Here is a 19977-nt window from a genome sequence, read left to right as displayed (position 1 = left end):
GTGCGTATGTGAGAATGAGAGTGGACTATGCCTGAGCGATACGCTCCTTGAGCGCAGCAAACTCTGCATGAATCTCCTGCGGTACCTTTGGACCAAGGAACTCGAGATATTTTTCATTATCTTCTAGCTCTTGTTCCCATGCGGATACCGGAGCACTAAGCGCTTCTTCGACATCTGCGAGTGGTGTGTCTAAACCTTCTAGATCTAGATCTTCTACCCGAGCAGTGTATCCAGCAATAGTCTCTTGTGCTGCCACTCGCCCTTCAAGGCGATCGACGATCCACTTCAAGACACGAGAGTTCTCCCCAAACCCTGGCCAGAGGAAACGTTTATCATCTCCACGACGGAACCAATTTACGAGGAAAATCGCAGGCATTTTCGCTCCGCCTTTTTCGCCCATAGTGACCCAATGCTGGAGGTAGTCACCAGCGTTATAGCCAATAAAAGGCAACATCGCCATTGGGTCGTGACGCAAAGCGCCCACTTTGCCCTCTGCAGCTGCAGTTTGCCCGGAAGAAAGCAATGCGCCCACCAGTGTTCCATGATTCCAGCTAAAGGTTTGAGTCACCAACGGTACAGTGTCTGGGCGACGCCCGCCAAAGAGAATAGCATCGAGTTTTACACCCTGCGGATCGTTAAACTCTGGGGCGGTAATAGGGCATTGCTCAATAGGTACTGCATAACGTGAGTTAGGGTGTGCAGCTGGACGACCTGAATCTGGAGTCCAATCATTGCCCTGCCAGTCGATAAGGTGCTGCGGATCTCCCTCAAGGTCTTCCCACCACACGTCGCCGTCGTCGGTAAGCGCGACGTTAGTGAACAAGGTATTACCTGGTTCCATTGACTGCATAGCCATAGGGTTAGACTTGTAGTTTGTTCCAGGAGCCACACCGAAGAAACCATTTTCTGGGTTAAATGCGTAGAGGTGTCCATCTTTACCAAAGCGGATCCAAGAAATATCATCACCAATTACTTCAGCCTTCCAACCAGGAATTGTTGGCTGAATCATAGCGAGATTTGTTTTACCACAAGCAGAAGGGAATGCTGCAGCAATGTGGTACACCTTGTTTTCTGGTGAGGTGAGCTTCAAGATGAGCATATGCTCTGCCATCCAGCCCTCTTCTTTAGCCATCACCGATGCAATGCGCAAGGCAAAACACTTCTTTGCCAAAATGGCATTACCGCCATAACCAGAACCAAAAGACCAGATTTCTTTGGTATCAGGAAAATGGGTGATGTATTTGGTGTCATTACATGGCCACGCGACATCCTGTTCCCCCGGAGCCAGTGGCGCGCCTACTGAATGAAGACAACGGACAAAATCACCATTACCTAGGCGATCAAGGGCTTTTTGTCCCATGCGAGTCATAATGCGCATAGAAAGCACAACATACGCAGAATCAGTTAATTGCACACCAATTTTGGGATCCTCAGCATCCAATGGTCCCATACAAAATGGCACCACATACATGGTACGACCACGCATAGCACCGCGATAATGCTCAGTCATTTCTTGCTTCATAGCCTCTGGATGCACCCAGTTATTAGTAGGACCTGCATCTTCTTCAGACTCAGAGCAAATGAAAGTGCGTGATTCGACGCGAGCAACATCATGTGGCTCAGAACGCGCCAAAAAACTATTGGGGCGTTTTTGCTCATTGAGGCGAATTAAAGTTCCAGCCTCAACTAATTCAGTGGTTAGTTGATCCCACTCTTGCTGTGTTCCGTCGGCAAAAACAACTTTTTCTGGTTGGAAAAGTTCAACATTTTCCGCAATCCAGCGCAAAAGCGCTTCATTTTCAGTGGGGGGGTGCCCTTCTAACCCTTTAATGGCTACAGATGACATCAATTCTCCTGACATTGTTATCTGTATCTAAATATAAGCAGTTCGTAACTTCCACACTAGCGCTTTATCGCATTGAAAATAGAAATGCGACACAGCAGGCACGATGAATCACGATAAATAAAGTGTTTACCTGCAGTTCACCCCCGCTCAATACAGATCCAATCACTAAAATGTCCTTTATTTCCTTTCCCAAAATCACTACTTTTGGGGGTAACTTCCGTTAAAGAGTCCCCCTGATGATAGAGATGTCCGGGTGACACATAAACTTCATAGTTGCCTGTATATTCCATTGCCGTCATCCGATCAGCAACACCATCCAAATCATCATCATGCAAAATGACCATCCCCGTCTCACCGGGATATGTTCCAGGTAATAACTCATCAAACAACATACCGCTCCCCTATTTTCTCTACAACAGAACGCATCCATGTTTTCTTTGCTAACCGCCAAGCCCCATAAACACGCATACTCGTAACCACCACACAACACACCCCACTGATATGCCACGGCAGTCCCAACCTCGCCAAACCACAGCACATCATAATGCTCAGCAATACAATCTCACACCAAGCAAAAATTTCAATACGCGCAAGCGCCAAACCATGCTGACGAGCACGCGCTTTTAGCTGCTTATAATCCAGCTCTCTTAAGTGCCGCCTTATTTTATTTATCCGTTTTTGTTGCACCAGATGCGCTCCAGAACCACGTTCCCACTGATGATTCGCTAAGAAGATTTCATGCGCCAACTGCTTATGAATAAGTTGATCCCACTGGTACATATCACATTGGGACACAATCACTGCCGGAATATGACAGCCATAAGGAAGAGGAGCAGTGCTTATTAGCCTGCCGGTGCGTCGAAAAGCATGATCCAGTAATGAAACGTGATCCGGTAGCCACCCACCCTGCGGCGCGACGACAATGGCAAGATCTGCACCACGGGCGATATTCACCAGCGTCCATTGGTGGCCAAGCTGATCGGCAACACTCCGGCTTTGGCGCTCATCTGGACCTAATACCGCCACGCGCGCAGCAGGCATCGCCAAAGATTCCGCCGCCAACTCAGATAACACTGCCGATAAGGCAACTGGAAAACGATCGGGATATTTCCGCGCCAATGCAGCTAACTCACCATGCAACATTCTACGACGCACCCGCGTGATCTCTTCCTGCGGTATCTGAGCCACAATATGTGCCAACTCCTCGTGCTCAAACTCCTGCCGAGACACCACATGAAAATAACTGGGACCAGCGCGCATCCGTGCCCGATGCTGCGCATAAATAATGTGTTCCTCATCATAAATAGCAATGACTATTTCTACGCGCTGTGACAACACCGGCCAAGCACTACGCACATAACAATAACCGGTAGCTTCTGCATCACGAGAGCCAACACATAAAGAATCAGCACCCACAAAACACACTGTAAAACGGATTTTTCCAGTGAGTTCTTCGATAATACGCCCCAACTCCCCAGCCAGCGGACAACCAATAGGCTGCTCATCTAACCAGCGCAAAACTTGCCTAAAAACATCAGCCATATACCCCGCCCCCTAGAAGATTTTAGCTAGAAAGAATCTAGCATATTGCTCTAATTCTCGTAAACAGGCACAATAGTTGAGATGTCTGATATTGCTCCAAACTCCCACAATGGTCACGATCACAGCTCTACTACGCAGCGTGGTTCAGGTAGACCACCACAAACTGATTTCAATACAGTTTTTAATAATGACCTTGATTATCCTAGGCTTGGCACCGTCAGCTTTCGACGCGGCACCTTGACGGAAAATCAAGAGGCACTATGGGAACAACATTGGCCTCGCCTAGGCACAGTGCTCAGTGATGAAAAAATTGATATCGCTGAGTGGTTTGGGCGAGAAAACGCAAAGACCATCGTCGAAATCGGCTCTGGCACCGGCACGTCTACCGCAGCAATGGCGCCCCTTGAATCAGATACCAATATCATTGCGGTAGAACTATACAAACCGGGTCTGGCCAAGTTACTGGGCGCAGTTGTACGAAATGAGATTGATAATATCCGTATGATACGCGGTGATGGTGTCGAAGTGCTCACACGTATGATAGAGCCAAATTCTCTCGACGGAGTGCGTATCTTCTTCCCTGATCCTTGGCCTAAAGCGCGCCATCATAAACGCCGTATCATTCAGTCTGGCGTACTGAATCTCATTGCGACTAGGCTAAGACCTGGTGGGGTATTGCACGTAGCGACTGACCATGCCGATTATGCCGAGTGGATTAGCGAATTAGTCGATGTGGAGCCATCATTAGAGTATATGGGCTTTCCTTGGCCGCAGTGCCCCCAACTGGTTGATCGCCAAGTCATTACCAAGTTTGAGGGCAAAGGTCTAGACAAAGATCACGTTATTACCGAGTTTTTATGGAGGCGAGTATGAGCGAACACTCACAGCAGCACCAAGATACACGCGATACGCTGCTCTTTGTATGGGATGCTCCAAACCTAGATATGGGACTTGGTGAAATCGTTGGTGGGCGTCCTGCCGCAGCACATCGCCCGCGCTTTGACGCTATTGGTCGTTGGCTACTGGCACAAGCAGGCACGTTGAGTCATCACTGTGGTACTCGTGTAGAGGCGCAAGGCAGTATCTTTGTTAATGTCACCCCTGGAGGAGCTGAAGTAGTGCGCCCTTGGGTAGAGGCACTACGTAATGTTGGTTTCGCAGTCTTTGCCAAACCCAAGCTCACAGAAGAAACTGATGTGGATCCAGACATGGTTGCCCATATTAGGGATCACCTTGCCCGCTCTAGCGACAACTCCAATAATCAAAGCGCATTGCGTGGGGTGGTCATTGCCAGTGCTGATGGGCAGAACTTTGGCGAGGTTATCGAGCAGCTACTAGAGCAATCAGTATCCGTAACTATCCTCGGATTCCACGAACTCTGTCCGTGGGCTGTCAATGATGAACGGCTCACGTTCGTCGATTTAGAAGACATCCCTGGTGCTTTTCGTGAACCTTTGCCACGAGTCAATCTTGATAGCCTTCCTGATGAAGGTGCTTGGTTACAACCATTCCGTCCTCTTTCTGCACTTATTTCTAACAAACAGGATTAGTGGTATATGTTTTCTCTCTGGGGTGGCTTTTCCTATCGCCATCGTCGTATCATCCCCATCGTGGTCACCTTGCTTATCTTGGTGCTCTTTGCGCTATGCGGCACAAAACTCAATGATCGCATGAGCCAAGAAGGCTGGGAAGATCCGCATTCGGCTTCCACACAAGCTGCTGCTATCGAGGAAGAAACATTCGGTAGAGATAGCTCTGGTGATGTCATCATGCTCTTCGACGATCCCTCAGGCATTAGTTCTTCTGCACAATTTGAGGCTATATCTACTTACTTAAGCGAGCTACAACGCAATAATCCTGATCGCATTGCCAGTATCAATAGCTATTTCGATCAAAAGCGCCCACGCAATAAGTCGCTTGTCTCTGCCGATGGCACCACTGCTTTTGCTGCCATTGCGCTCAAAGGCGATGACGAACAAACCCTCAAGGATTTCCGTGCGATTGAGTCACAGCTGGCACCTCACTTTCCAGGAGTATCTGTCAGTGTTGCAGGGGCAACTGCAGTTGCAGACGCACTCGATGAGGGCATGACTCGAGATATTCGTCGTGCTGAACTCTATGCGCTGCCATTGGTCGGTGTGCTCCTGCTCATTGTTTTTGGCTCTGTCATTGCCGCATTCATGCCCCTTATTGTTGGTGGTTTGTCCATCTTAGGTTCTATGGGGGTACTAGCACTTTTAGCACAATCCACACAGGTCAACGTGTTTGCACAATCTGTTATCACGCTCCTAGGTCTTGGTCTGGCCATCGACTACGGCCTGTTCATGGTGTCTCGTTTCCGCGAAGAACTAGATAAAGGCAACGACGTAGAAACCGCAGTACGCACTACGACGGCTACCGCTGGACAAACAGTGGCTTTTTCTGCAGCCATGGTTGCAGTCGCCCTATCGGCACTCTTGATTTTTCCACAAGCATTCCTCAAATCAGTTGCTTATGGCGCAATTAGCGCAGTTGCCTTGGCAGCACTACTATCCATTACGGTTCTGCCAGCTCTTTTCGGTGTTCTTGGCACCAAAATTGATGCTTTCACCATTCGGAAAACCTCACGAGTAGGTAAGCGTATTGAAGATACGTGGTGGTATAAAATTCCACAGTGGGCAATTAAACACGCCAAAGTAGTTACTGTTGTTATCGTTACTGGTCTTATTGCCTTGGCAGTTCCACTGACCGGAATTAAGTTTGGTGGACTGAATGAAACCTACTTGCCGCCAGATCATCAGGTGCGCGTCGCCCAGCAAAAATTTGATGAACAGTTCCCTAATTTCCGAACTGATCCAGTAAAACTTATCGTCAAAAATGCCTCGAATGATCAGCTCATTCCGATATACGCTCAAGCGAATAAAATCGAGGGCTTAACGAGCCGTTTTAGTTATTCTGCAACTGTTAACGGAGTGACAGTACTATCTGCCGGCATTACAGATAGAGACGACAATGAGCACGTTATTGAGCAGCTGCGTGCGATTGAAGCACCTGCAGGAGTGGAGCTACTCATTGGCGGCACACCCGCTCTTGGTGTGGAATCTATCGAAGCGCTTGTTGATCGCGCTCCTTTTATGGCGCTCTATATTATTCTGGCTACTTTCCTCCTGATGTCTTTGGTATTTGGTTCTATGGTGCTGCCGCTTAAAGCCATCATTATGACCGTACTCGGGCTTGGTTCCACACTTGGTCTGCTCACCCTGATGTTTGTGCATGGTATTGGCTCCGGTATCTTTAACTTCACCGCTGGACCATTGATGAGTCCAGTGCTCATGCTCATCATTGCCATTGTGTATGGGCTCTCCACCGACTATGAGGTTTTTCTCGTTTCTCGCATGGTAGAGGCACGCACCAAGGGCAATACCACAGACCGCTCCATCATAGCGGGAACCGCCCATACCGGCGGCATTATTACCGCTGCGGCACTGATTATGATTGTGGTGTGTGGCGCTTTCGGCTTCTCAGAAATCGTCATGATGAAATACATTGCTTTTGGCATGATCTTTGCCTTGCTTTTCGACGCCACTGTGATTCGTATGCTCCTTGTTCCAGCAGTGATGCATCTACTGCGCACTGATAACTGGTGGGCACCACAGTTTGTCAAAAAACTCAGCGCGAAGATTGGGCATGGTAATCGCGGTGGCATTGCGGTGCCCAAAACAGCAACAGTGCCTGTTGCTCCTCCGCCAACGCCGCCTACGCCAAGCCCTACGCCACCAGCTCCGCCTACGCCAAGCCCTACGCCACCAGCTCCGCCTACGCCAAGTGAGGATACTGAGCTTAGTATTGACGCTGTGCAGCCAGTCCATAACACTGCAAGTCGTAGTGGGCGGGCAGCAACTGATAATAATGAACTTGTTCCCTTCTCTGAGTTGATCCAAAGAATCCGTGAAGAAAAACAATAAGACTCCCGGCGCCATTGGTCGTTTTATGCACAACAAGTGGGTGAGGTTTCTCAGCCCACTTGTCATCTTGTGTTTTGTTGCTTTTTTGCTTCGCGATAAAATGCCTTTCCTTGCCCAGGGCTATGACAATGTGGTGCACGCCAATCCACTCCTGCTCATTGTCGCATTCCTTTCCATCTTTATCTCCATTGTGGCTATGGCAGAGGTTATGCGATTACTCCTTAAAGCAGGCGGCAGTCATATCCCTTTGCGCCATACTTTACATCTGACTCTCGTATCAAACTCCTGGTCGTCGACTTTCCCCGGGGGCGCTGCTATCTCTACGGTGTATCAATTCCATACCATGCGTAAATGGCAGGTCAGTGTGCTCATTAGTTCCTGGTTCATTATTGTGTCAGGAGCACTGTCGACGATGTGGCTCATTGCCCTTGGCCTGATTGCGATTTTCTTCCTCAATGCCAGCTTTTCGCTCACACCGCTGGTATGTTCCGCCCTATTCATGAGTGCCCTTGCTCTGGTAGTCTATGCTGCTACCAATCATCCTCAGCACACTAAGAAGATAGCGGTCAAGGTATTGCGCTTTTGGAATCGCCTTCGACGCCGCCCAATATTGGATGGCGTCGAAAAGCTAGAAGAACACGTCGATCAGCTTGGGAATGTGCGCTTGTCTTTCTGGAAGTTTAGTTGGATTTCCCTGCTGTCTTTGACCAATTGGGTGCTTGATATTCTTGCGTTATGGTTGTGCGTGGGAGCAGTGACTGATGTGCTGCCAGGTGTCATCCATATCGAAAATAACACCACGATTCTTGGAGTCACCCTCGCCTTTGTGACCTCTAAAATCGCCGGTACTGCCCAAGTTACCCCTGCTGGGTTGGGTCCAGTTGAAGCCTCAATGACCAGTGCTCTGGTGGCTACCGGCATGACCGTTGCTGATGCTTTTGGCGCAGTCTTTGCGTATCGGATTTTGTCATTTGTGATTATCACTGCCATTGGCTGGCTTCTCTACGCTTATTCCGCTATTCGAGGCAGTGGAGTGCAAGTAGGCGCACTTGCGAGCGAAAAAAATTAAATTCTGCCACTTAAAAGCGCTAAACTAAGAGCTAGTTTTTATAGCAAAGTAGAAAATTGTATAAGAAAGGCTTGTCTCATGAATTCTGATAAACAAGGGCTAGAAGCATATGTCATGCCCTACTTCCATTTCGACTATGCAGCAATCGCAGTTTTTGCAATTCTGGCAAGAATCGCACACGGTGGCTTGAATGTATTAGAAATCCTCTTTACCTTTTTCACCTTCGCTATGGGTACCTCACTTGCGTGGGCTAACCAGATACGCCGTCTCGCCTCGCCAGAATCACGAGCAAAAGCACCACACTCATCTAGTGTGCGCTTTGGTGTTCAAGTATGGCTAGCTACTGTTATCGGCGGACTATTCATCTGGTCATTGATCAATGACAACGCCATTCCACACTGGTCTTTTGTACTTGTAGCCTCGTTCTTTTCTGGTTTGTTCATTATTGGTTGGAGAGTAATCTATGGCTTCATCAAGCGTTAGCTTAGATACAGCACGCAAGCGCAGTGCTGAGATTATCCTCCACAGCCAAGCGATTCACCTCGACCTGAGCCAAGCACCACAAGCAGATACTTTCCCCGTACACACCACGCTCACCCTCACCAGCACTACTGGCGACATTGAGCTGGATTATCTTGGCCAGCAGGTCGATCGCGTAACATTATCCGGCACCGAGTGTGCCTTTGAGTTCGCAGACGCAAAGATACGGCTTAGAGTACCAGCTCGCCACATGATCCAACTCGATATTTGGGCACATTCCCAGTATTCGCGCACTGGTCAGGGATTACATCGGTTCCACGACCCACATGACAACACCACCTATGTGTATTCTCATTCTGAGCCTTCCGACGCACGACGTATCTTCCCCTGCTTTGACCAACCTGATCTGAAAACCATATTCCATACTTCTCTTACCGTTCCAGCAGGTTGGGTGGGATTATCTAATCAAAAATCCGTAGCGCAATCCGTCGATAAGCACGAGCAGGACACAACAACCACATATACTTTTGCCCCTACCCCAGCACTATCAAGCTATCTTGTTGCTTTTGCTGCCGGCCCTTATGTTTGTGCCTTTGCTGATACGTGGACGAGTCCACAGGGGCAGGAAGTAGAGATTGGTGTGTGGACTCGTGCGTCAATGGCACGCTACGCCGACGCAGAAATCAGTGAAATCACCGCACAGGGGTTAAGTTTTTTCCACGAAAACTTTGGTTTTGCCTACCCGTGGGGCAAGTATGACAGTATCTTCGTGCCTGAATATAACCTTGGCGCGATGGAAAACCCAGGCTTGGTCACTTTTACCGAGTCCTATATTTTCCGTTCTCGTCCGACCCAGAGTCAGCACGCGGCACGCGCAAACACTATTTTGCACGAGATGAGCCATATGTGGTTTGGTGATTTGGTCACTCCTCGCTGGTGGGATGACCTTTGGCTCAAAGAGTCCTTTGCTGAATATATGGGTGCTGACGCTAGTGTCGCTGCCACTACATTCACACAGGCATGGGCAATTTTTGCAGGTAATCGCAAGAATTGGGCATATGTGCAAGATCAATTGCCTACGACGCACCCCATTAAAGCAGATATTCCTGATGTTGATGCTGCGCGGCAAAACTTCGACGGTATTACATATGCCAAAGGCGCTGCCGTACTCAAACAATTAGTGCACTTTGTGGGCAAAGAGAATTTCTATGCCGCAGCCAGGGATTATTTCCGATCGTATGCTTTTTCCAGCGCCACATTCGACGATTTCCTCACGGTACTTTCGCAATACACCGAACATGACCTCCAGGATTGGGCAACACGATGGTTGCGTACCAGCGGACCGGATGAATTGCGTCCCGAACTCCAACTCTCTGGCGAGCACATTGCTGACCTCACCATCCACCAGCGCTCCTTTTTGCCGAATACTCCCATTCGCCCGCACCGCGTCAATGTTGGGTTTTATCATTTTTCTGGCACGCAGCTCATTCGCACGAGCACCCATGATGTGCTTCTCGACGCCTCTGCCACACCCGTTCCTGTACATGGCATGGCAGCTCCCGACCTCATTGTGGTCAATGATGATGACCACACCTATGCCAAAATCAGTTTTGATCAGCGTTCCTTAGCGAGCATTAAATCTGCCCTGAGCAGTATTGATTCTGAATTAAGCCGTGCTGTTATTTGGACAGCTCTGTGGAATCTCACTCGCGACGGCGAGCTGAGTGCACGCGAATTTGTGGATATTGCTGCAGCACATAGCTATGGCGAAAGTAATACCAGCGTGCTCACCCATATTGTGCAGCATGCTTTTCATGCAGCTCGCTACTATACCTCCCCCACACAACAACTGTCTGTTCTAGAGAGCTGGAGTGACACACTATGGGTTTTAGTGCGCAGCGCACCTCCAGCAAGCGATCAGCAGCTGGTGTATGCCCGTGGGCTTATTCTTGCGCTCAGTGCGCTCACGGCTGATCGTGCCGCACCACGATTGCGTGCCCTACTTGGTGGTGAGGTCCCTGGGCTAGAGATTACCCATGATGTGGAGTGGTCTTTACTCAAGGCTTTAGCGGCAATCGACGCGCTACGTGACCAGGAGCTTGAAGCACATCGTGCGCAAGACACAACGCTTGATACTGAGCTTGCGTTTTTAGAGGCGCAGCACTGTGCACCTGAGTGGGCGATGAAGGAAAAAATTGCGCATATGGTTGGTCAACCTGGCGCATGGTCGAATGATCAGATCAAAGCCTTGCTGCGTGCGTTTAATGCTCCGCACCAGGTGCCTATGCCAGAGTCTTATGCAGATGAGTTTTTTGCTCAGCTCAATACTGTCTGGCAAGAGCACCCCATTGAGATTGCTAATCTCATCATCCGAGGACTATATCCTCATATTCCTCGGGCTCGGGAACTCTACCGCAACTATCTTGCCACTGCAAAGGTGCCTAGTGCGCTCGGTAGAATACTCGCGGAGTGTGATGATCAGGTGCGTCGGCAGTTGCATTGTCAGCAACGTACTCAACCAGAGACTACATAGGCGCAATGGTGTGTTTTTTCTCAGTGGTCAGTTCGCTCTTATCAGCTAGCTGTCGCAATGCTTGGCGCAAAACCAGCCGTGTTGCACTCGGCTCAATAATTGCGTCAAGGTACCCGCGCTCAGCAGCAACATAAGGGCTAGTCATGTTCTCGTCATAGAAGTCCATGAACACTTTTTTCATGTAGGCGCGCTGCGCAGGATCTTCAATAGCTGCTAGTTGTTTGCCTTGGATCATGACCACTGCGGCAGCGGCGCCCATAACTGCAATTTGTGCCGTTGGCCAAGCAAGGTTGATATCACCGGTGAGGTTTTTGGAACCCATGACAGCATAGGCACCACCATAGGCTTTGCGCACAATCAGAGATACCTTTGGCACAGTGGCCTCCACCAACGCGAATGCCAACTTTGCCCCACGGTGAATAAGACCAACTTCTTCTTGCTGTACGCCTGGAAGATAACCTGGAGTATCTACGATAAAGATCAATGGGATATTGTAGGCGTCGCAAATGCGGATAAAGCGTGCCCCTTTATCCGCGGCATCCGCATCAATACACCCGGCAAACTCTAGTGGTTGATTCGCTAATACTCCTACGCTACGCCCATCGACGCGAGCAAAGGCGGTAATCAGATTAGGGGCAAAATTAGGTTGTATTTCTTGGATGTCGTCATCGTCGAAAAGCTGGGTAAGTAAATCATGCATATCATAGCCAGCGTTTGTGTCATCTGGCATGAACACATCGAGCGCTGATGTATGTGCTACTTCACTGTCTGTTGGGGCGACAAATACTGGTGCGGGGTCATTGCAGGTCAGTGGGAGTCGTTCGAGTAGGTCATGCACATAGTTAAAGGCGTCTTTTTCATCACTGGCTACGTAGGAAACATTGCCGTTGAGTTCTTGCTGACACGCCCCACCAAGTTGTGCTGAGGTGATTTCTTCACCTGTTACTTCTTTAATGACCGCAGGACCGGTCACATACATTTCTGCTTCGCCGTCGACGGCGATAACAAAATCCGTAGTCACTGGCGCATATACTGCACCACCAGCAGATTTACCCATCATGATAGATATTTGTGGGCTGCGACCAGATAATGGAAGTTGGCGTCGAGCAATTTCGGAATACATGGCTAATGAGGTCACTGCGTCTTGGATACGTGCCCCACCAGAATCTTGAATGCCAATAACCGGGCACCCAATTTTGATGGCCATATCCATAACTTCGCAGACTTTTTTACCGAAGGTAACACCCACTGAGCCACCATATACGGTCTTGTCGTGTGCATATACTGCCACTGGTCGACCGTCGATACGCCCATAACCGGTGACCACACCATCAGAGTATGGAGCGTCAGGTTCATCAGGGGTGCGTCCTAGAGCACCGATTTCCACAAAGGAACCTGGATCCAACAATCTGTTAATACGTTGGCGTGGACTGGTACGCCCAGCTGCATCGCGTTTAGCACGTGCTCTTTCACTGCCAGGATCTTGTGCTTGTGCTAGGCGCGCACGTAAATCTGCCAGTTTTTCCGCCGTGGTAGTAAGACTCACCTATAACTCACCTTTTGTCTCTGTATGCGCACTTTCTGCTTGCTGCCCCTGTAGTGTGGCAATGCGTTCACTCAATGCTCGTCCAACTTTTGCAATTTCTGGTTCATCCACCACAGCCAAGTGATCGCCTTTGAGATGAATAATCTCCAAATCCTTTACGATACTCCGCCAACCGCCGTCTTCGGCAATTTCTGCATATGCTGGCTCAAGTTCAATAGCCCCATCGTGCATTCTCTCTGCCCTAAACAGCATAACTGGAATGTGCACGTCAGCCCACTTGTTCATATCCATGCGATCTAAAATCCGATTGTCTACGAAGGATGCTCGCTGATGCTCTAGCACCCCTGCAGATAATCCGTGCTCAGAGGCGTCGGTAGTAGCAAGAAACTCAGCCATCATAGCCAGAAGGGCATCTTCGCCTTGAGTTTCGAGCAGCTCATAAGGAACTGGTATCTCAAGACCATAGGTTTTCTTGGCAAAGGCACTATAGCGTTCCCAGCGTCGCTTGGTTTCTTCTGGTGTGTCGGGGATTGGATTCTTTGGCGACACAGTATCCAAAAGAGCAATGGTGATAATCTCCACATCACTATCGCGGAGCTGATGCGCTACCTCATAAGCTAGGGCACCACCAAAACTCCAACCGCCAAGAACCACAGGATAACCTTGGCTGTATTCTTTGATCTCATCGAGATATGCCGCAGCACGTTCCTCTAAAGACCCTTCGAGCCTCTCGACGCCATACACAGGTATTTCCACTGGTAACCGTCGCATAAGCGGCTGATATACTACCGACGAGCCACCAGCCGGGTGGAACATAAACAATGCAGGTGCTGTAGAGCCTTCTTGGCGAGGGCGCAACACGCGAATGTTGCCTTCTACCTCAGTTTCTAAAGCCTCACGCACTCGGTTAGCCAAAGGCTCTAACGTACGCGCCTCCAACACATGAGCTGGACTAATATCAGCACCACTGCGTTGGGTTAGACGCTGTGCAATGTCTTCAGCTATTTCTTGGGTAATGTCAGGCAATGGACTGGTCACGCCAGCAGCAGCGGCTCCTGTTATTCCTGCCCAGGTAGCAAAAACTAATCGCTCAGAAGCATCTCGTGGGGCAACACCTACTCCGGTAGCTACTCCGGTAGCGTGTGGGGCAGGTGCTGGCGCAGCAGAGTCTACTTGCTGAGTTTGCTCCTGCGCAGGGCTGTGTTGTTGCACAGACTCCGGCTGCGCTGATTCTTTTGCTGCCACCATTGTTTCCACTAATGCCACTGCGTCTGCTACTGAGGCATCTCTTAATGCCTGCACATTCAATTCCGGAATGGCAAAGTCATGTTCAATGCGGTTCTTAATGCGCATTCCCATGAGAGAATCAAGACCAAGATCAATAAGTGGCAATTCTCCTGGCAGGTCTTCTACGTCATATCCCATAGCCTCGGATACGATAATGCGCATTCTTTCCTCAATGCTTTGTCCACTTGCCCGGTCCCACACAAAATTCTGCTCTGACTCAGCATGGTGTTCTGCTGGCTTTTCTATAGGTTCCTGATTATTGAGCACAGGACGTGGGGCGTGCTCAGCCACAATATCGGCAGTGGCGTTTAGACAAAAACCTTCGCTCAGTAGTGTGGTCGTGTCGTCGGCAAGCACATGATAGATTTTGATACTCCACCCTGCGATATTCTGACTAGCAACAGTGGTCAATTCCCCTGAGCTTGGCAGTGCCGCATAGTCTTTTTCTGCAATCAGCCGAGCCCCTGGGGCAATTTCTTGACTCACTGCTTGGAGCAATTGAGCACTCGTTGGCACCTGATCTGCATGGGTAGCAAAAATTTTCGTCCCATCAGGCAACACGATTTTCTTACCCGGGAAGGCACTGCCCCCACCCGAACGTGGACGAGCCGCAGTCCAATAGTGGTTTTTCTTCCATGACATATATGGCGCAGAAACCATGTCTCCTCTACCATACAATGCCGCATAATCTACTGGCTGACCTGCAACATAAAGTTTGGCCAGTACATCATGCAAGGATTGCGCTACTGATTCTTTACGCTTGAGCACATACAATAACTGCGCATCTGGCTTTCCGACGCTAAATGCAGTGCTCATCATTCCCATCAAAGCAACAGGGTGCGGTGAAATTTCTATCAGAGTGGTATGCCCTGCCCCAAAGGCTTGTTCGGTAGCATCCTGGAACCACACAGCTTCTCGAGTACACTTGAGCCAATAATCACTGGTGTGCACAATCGCACCTGGTGCATAGACTACTCCGCGATCGACGGAGCTAAAGAGAGTAGTGTGCACAGGCTGAGGGGTAATATCAGCGATCTCTGCAGCAAGTTCCCCAAGCAGCGGTTCTACAGCACTGGTATGACCAGCGCCTTTTACATTAAGCAGGCGCGCAAATTTTCCTTCTGCTTCTAGTGCTTCTACCAGCGCCACCACCGCGGCGCGTGGTCCGCCCACTGTAGTCATTCCTGGTGCGGCATAGACCGCTGGCTCAATATCGGCATAGGAATCTAGATCTTCGGCAGATAGCTCTACCACTGCCATTGCGCCAAGCTGATCTTCAGGAAGTGATTGTTCTCCCTCACCCATGAGACGAGCTCGGTGGCAAGCAATGCGCATTGCGTCGTGAGCATTAAGACCACCGGCTGCGTAGGCAGCGGCAATCTCGCCCATTGACATTCCCATGACAGCTGCTGGTTTCACCCCTAGTTGCCCAAGATAGTCAGTCAGGGCAATTTGGATTGCGGTAATTGCTACCTGGGCAGTTTCTGTGTTGTAGGTTTGTTCGTCGTCGGCGACGATGTTGAGAATAGACCAACCGGACTCAAACTCAACAATTTCATCGAGCTGCGCTAAACGCGCCCGGAATTGCGGTGCGTATTCAACGAGTTCTTTGACCATTTTACGGTGCTGTGACCCAAAACCTGAGTACACGAATACTGGCCCAATAGTGCTTGGTGCATCTGCGCTATATATACCGGTACTGATTTTTCCATCAGCAATGGTGCGCAAACGCTGTTGGGCTTGTGCTACAGAATCAGCAAGCACCACTGCGCGCGAACGCCCATGATTCCTCCGCGCCAAGGAACGCGCTAAGCCCACAAGATCACTATCAGTGCAGGTATCGAGGAAAGTCGCTAGTTCTTGTGCAGCACGAGCGCGGCGCGAAGGCAACAACCCAGATATCGGCAAAGATACAACCTGATGATCGTGATAGAGTGCGGTATCCGTGCTGCTATCTTGGGCTGATTCTGCTGCGTAGTCGGCATGATCAAACTCGCTGACCACCACGTGTGCATTTGTGCCACCAAAGCCAAATGCAGAAACACCCGCAAGTTTTTTGCCAGAGTATTCTGGCCATTCACGAGGATCCGCTACTACTTCGAGGTGATGAGCGTCGAAATCAACATAACGATTAGGCTCGGTATAGTTCAGTGAGGATGGCAGGACATTATGCTGCATAGCCAGGACAGTCTTGAGCAGACCAGCAACACCTGCTGCCGATTCTGTGTGTCCGATATTTGTTTTTACTGATCCAAGCAATGTTGGCTTATCGACGCTGCGCCCCGTGCCTAATACGCTGCCAATGGCATTCGCCTCTATTGGATCACCAAGAATCGTGCCAGTGCCATGTGCTTCCACGTAGTCAATTGCCTGCGGATCTACACCAGCATCAGCATAGGCGCGACGCAGCACATCTACTTGTGCGTCTGGATTTGGTGCCGTAAGCCCATTGGAATGTCCGTCAGAATTGACTGCGGAGCCTTTGAGCACTGCCAGAATGTGGTCGCCGTCGGCAAGCGCATCTCGCACTCGCTTAAGGATCACCACCCCTGCTCCGTCGGAGCGCACAAAACCATCAGCATCGTCGGAAAAGGCATGAATTTTGCTGGTTGGACTAAATACACCCAGCTCGCCAAAAGCCGTAGAGACAAAAGGCGATGCCAGGATATTTACCCCACCAGCAACGGCAAGGTCTACTTCCCCGCCACGTAGTGCTTTGATGGCATGGTGTGTAGAAACCAACGATGATGAGCACGCAGTATCGACGTTGATCGATGGTCCCCGGAAGTCAAAGGCATAGGAGATGCGATTGGCGATGATAGATGAGGCGGTACCCGTGAGGGCATAAGGGTGTGCTTCGGCTGTATCTGCGGCGATGAGCATTCCGTAGTCATTATTGGTTGAGCCAATAAAAACACCGACGGATTCGCCGCGGAGGGCACTTGGTGGAATATGCGCGTGTTCTAGAGCACGCCATGTTAGCTCTAGCATAATGCGCTGTTGCGGGTCGATATTGACTGCTTCTAATGGGGAAAGCCCAAAAAATTCTGCGTCGAAAGAAGAAATATCTGCTAAATAACCTCCGCTGAGGTTTTGTGCAGCCATGCGATGTTGCATTTCAGTGTCATCAGCATAGGCTGCCCAGCGCTGAGCTGGCGGTTGGGTAATTGCATCTTGACCATTAATAAGCATTTCCCAGAATGCCTCGACGTCCTCTGCACCTGGATAACGCGCTGCCATACCAACGATCGCAATATCGCGGTCAGCAGGGTCACTACTGTTTCCGGCAAAATGCTGGTAGTTATGCTGCGCGCTCGCCACCTGCGGTTCTTCTTGCTGTCCCACTGTTAAAAAGCGTGCTAGTGCAGTAATTGTGGGGTATTCATAAGCAATGGTTGGGTCAAGCGAAATACCTAAGAGGTTTTCTAATTCCCCTGAGAGCACAACAACATCACGCGAGGATAAGCCAAATGCTTGCATGGGGCTGTCGTTATTTACTTCTTCCGACGCTAATCCCGTGGTTGCAATAACCCAATCACGTAACCACGCCTGTAGTTCTTGTGTTGTCATTGCTACCGCAGTATCTGTTCCAGCAACGTGTGCCGCTGCTGTCTCGGAAGTGCGCTGCTCTTGCCCCATGCAGGATAAACCTCAATCTATTATCTACAAAACTCTGTGCCATCCGTATTATTCGGACAGCATACCTATCTGTCTATTATCGACTGCTTACTCATTTTTGTTTCACGCACACGCGCAAAAAAATGTGTAGTCAGCAGCACATATTTTATCTATTTAGCTCAACAAAACCTAGCTGCTCTGGTGATGAGAAAAACCTATAAGGATTTAACTTCATACCGTGTGATTATTGTTGCAGATAGTTCTTTTTATTCACTCTCCGCGCAATTTTTCCTGAGGAGGAACGAGCAATAGCATCGGGTGCCATGATACGAATATCGGCAGGCACAATGCCATGTGCGTCGCTTACTGCTGCGCGGATAGCCTCTATTGCTGCTGCATCATCATGTGCTTGGGCGTTGACATCACGCTCTGCCAAGATAATAAGCTGTTCTACGTCCTCGCTCTCTATCGCAAAGGCGGCCGTCGCAGCGGGTCGGATATGCGCACTAGAGTGTTCAACGGTGTATTCAATATCCTGCGGATAGTGATTACGACCAGCAATAATAATCAAATCTTTTAATCTGCCTGTGATGTACACTTCGTTATCCACAATCACAGCTAAATCACCTGATGCCATCCACCCATCATGAGGTGCCCCGTGAACACGAGAGTTCTCTGCTAACCGTGCAGAAAGAGTATTGGCAAAGGTTGCCGCAGTATCTTCTGGGCGATCGAGGTAGCCTGCGGCCATATTCTCACCATGAGCCCATAGCTCACCTATCATGCCATCCTCAAGCTCCTGCTTGGTTTCAGGATCTACAATGGTCAGATACTGTGGGCGCACCACTTGCCCGCAGGAAGCAATGGCAACACTTGACTCACTTTCCGCGGTCAAAACTGCTCGACCTTGCGCCAAGGCATCCCGATCAAAATGACTAATCAGCGGACGACGATCAGTCTGCGGTGTCGTAACCAGCAAAGACGCTTCCGCCAATCCATAGGATGGACGTAGGACATTCGTTTCCAAACCATAAGGACTAAAGGCCGCCACAAAACTTTCTACTGCTTTTTGAGTCACTGGTTCAGAACCAATGATAAGACCGTCGATAGCGCTAAGGTCTAATTCCTCGCCTTCTTGTGGCAATCCGTAACGAGCAGACATCTCCAAAGCAAAATTAGGTACCACGGAATAGATATGACCATCGTCTTTACGACGATGCAGCTGACGTATCCACCGCTGTGGTTGCTGCACAAAATCACGCGGTGCCATGAGATCAAATTTTATTCCCAAAAGCACCACAAAAGTTGCCAGAATAATGCCCATATCATGGTGTAATGGCAGCCAAGAAACTATACGCAACGGGGTCTTGAGCTTTGCGGCAGTAAAAATTTGCAGCACATTTGTCACAATAGAGCGGTTAGTGAGAATAACTCCGGCAGGTACCCTGGTAGATCCAGAGGTGTATTGCAAAAAGGCTGGCATATCAATAGGCGCAAGAGCCTGCTGACCAGCAATCGTTGAGCTCTCGACGGGGGTGTATTGGACAGCGAGAGTGTCTGGCAAAGCGTCGATAGCTATAATGCGTGGTCGCTGTCGGGCAGGAATATGAGCAAAGAGTGATCGCACAGCCGCGGCAGACGCGGTATTGGTCAGCACTACTGCTGGCTTAGAATCTCCCAGTACAGCGGAAAGATGATCAGCATGCCCAGGTTCACGTGGATCGTAGAGTGGAATGGGAACCATTCCGGCATAAAGCGCCCCAATGAAACCAAATAAATACTCTGGCGAATTATTAGCAAGAATGACAATTTTATCCCCCACCGATGCGATATGTTGCAAGCGTGAGGCAGTGGCTTTAATCCGGGTATTGACTTCTTTGCGAGTGTATGAACTGGGCTGGTGCGCTCCCTCATGAGCAGTACCGAACTCCCAAAAATCAAGCACTGTTCGTTCTTGCCCCCCAGCAGCACTATCGGCTTGGTAAAGCATTTCCCCCAACCCTGCTAGGGTGATATGAGGTGCGAGCTTGATGGCACCCTTTTCATCAAAAAATTGCCCTAATGCAGAATGTAGATCCATTATTTCTCCTTGCTTTCGTAATGTTTATTATT

The 19977-nt window shown here is 49.6% G+C and carries 12 protein-coding genes; 6 read left to right on the top strand and 6 right to left on the bottom strand.

Annotated features, from left to right (window positions below; genetic code table 11):
* Positions 1–25 precede the first annotated feature (25 nt).
* The 3 genes from EML15_RS05190 to EML15_RS05180 all read right to left on the bottom strand — a co-directional run bounded on the left by EML15_RS05190 (position 26) and on the right by EML15_RS05180 (position 3388).
* On the bottom strand, positions 26–1846 hold the full coding sequence (locus tag EML15_RS05190; RefSeq protein WP_144273788.1) for a phosphoenolpyruvate carboxykinase (GTP): 1821 nt from the start codon (positions 1844–1846) through the stop codon (positions 26–28).
* A gap of 137 nt (positions 1847–1983) precedes the next feature.
* Positions 1984–2238 (bottom strand): hypothetical protein, encoded by a 255-nt coding sequence (locus EML15_RS05185; protein WP_144273787.1) that lies wholly within the window; start codon positions 2236–2238, stop codon positions 1984–1986.
* Positions 2228–3388, bottom strand: coding sequence for a hypothetical protein (locus EML15_RS05180; RefSeq protein WP_144273786.1), 1161 nt, complete (start codon positions 3386–3388; stop codon positions 2228–2230). Before EML15_RS05180 ends, EML15_RS05185 begins: the two co-directional genes overlap by 11 nt.
* An 81-nt stretch (positions 3389–3469) precedes the next feature.
* On the opposite strand from EML15_RS05180, the gene trmB reads away from it, so the two are divergent.
* From trmB to pepN, 6 genes are all read left to right on the top strand, one after another.
* On the top strand, positions 3470–4261 hold the full coding sequence (trmB, locus tag EML15_RS05175; protein WP_144273785.1) for a tRNA (guanosine(46)-N7)-methyltransferase TrmB: 792 nt from the start codon (positions 3470–3472) through the stop codon (positions 4259–4261).
* Positions 4258–4938, top strand: coding sequence for an NYN domain-containing protein (locus tag EML15_RS05170; protein WP_144273784.1), 681 nt, complete (start codon positions 4258–4260; stop codon positions 4936–4938). Before trmB ends, EML15_RS05170 begins: the two co-directional genes overlap by 4 nt.
* A gap of 6 nt (positions 4939–4944) precedes the next feature.
* Entirely contained in the window at positions 4945–7332 is a 2388-nt protein-coding gene (locus EML15_RS05165; RefSeq protein ID WP_144273783.1) for an MMPL family transporter, read from the top strand.
* The gene (locus EML15_RS05160; RefSeq protein ID WP_255455987.1) at positions 7316–8401 is read left to right on the top strand and encodes a YbhN family protein; all 1086 of its coding nucleotides are present in this window, start codon (positions 7316–7318) and stop codon (positions 8399–8401) included. Before EML15_RS05165 ends, EML15_RS05160 begins: the two co-directional genes overlap by 17 nt.
* Positions 8402–8479: 78 nt before the next feature.
* Complete coding sequence (locus EML15_RS05155) at positions 8480–8884, top strand: DUF3054 domain-containing protein (RefSeq protein WP_246858134.1); 405 nt, start codon at positions 8480–8482, stop codon at positions 8882–8884.
* Positions 8865–11414: an aminopeptidase N gene (gene pepN, locus EML15_RS05150; protein ID WP_144273782.1), complete on the top strand. Its 2550-nt coding sequence runs from the start codon at positions 8865–8867 to the stop codon at positions 11412–11414. Before EML15_RS05155 ends, pepN begins: the two co-directional genes overlap by 20 nt.
* Here pepN and EML15_RS05145 read toward each other — a convergent pair.
* From EML15_RS05145 to EML15_RS05135, 3 genes are all read right to left on the bottom strand, one after another.
* Entirely contained in the window at positions 11407–12960 is a 1554-nt protein-coding gene (locus EML15_RS05145; protein ID WP_144273781.1) for an acyl-CoA carboxylase subunit beta, read from the bottom strand. The two genes, pepN and EML15_RS05145, sit on opposite strands and share 8 nt — an antisense overlap.
* The gene (gene pks13, locus EML15_RS05140) at positions 12961–17817 is read right to left on the bottom strand and encodes a polyketide synthase Pks13 (RefSeq protein ID WP_144274138.1); all 4857 of its coding nucleotides are present in this window, start codon (positions 17815–17817) and stop codon (positions 12961–12963) included.
* A gap of 292 nt (positions 17818–18109) precedes the next feature.
* Complete coding sequence (locus tag EML15_RS05135; protein WP_144273780.1) at positions 18110–19945, bottom strand: FadD32-like long-chain-fatty-acid--AMP ligase; 1836 nt, start codon at positions 19943–19945, stop codon at positions 18110–18112.
* Between the last annotated feature and the right edge of the window lie 32 nt (positions 19946–19977).

Origin of the sequence: Corynebacterium sp. sy017 (assembly GCF_017918135.1) — a bacterium.
GTDB lineage: Bacteria > Actinomycetota > Actinomycetes > Mycobacteriales > Mycobacteriaceae > Corynebacterium.
The sequence above is the reverse complement of the archived record's forward strand: the minus strand, read 5'-3'. Positions and strand labels throughout refer to the sequence as shown.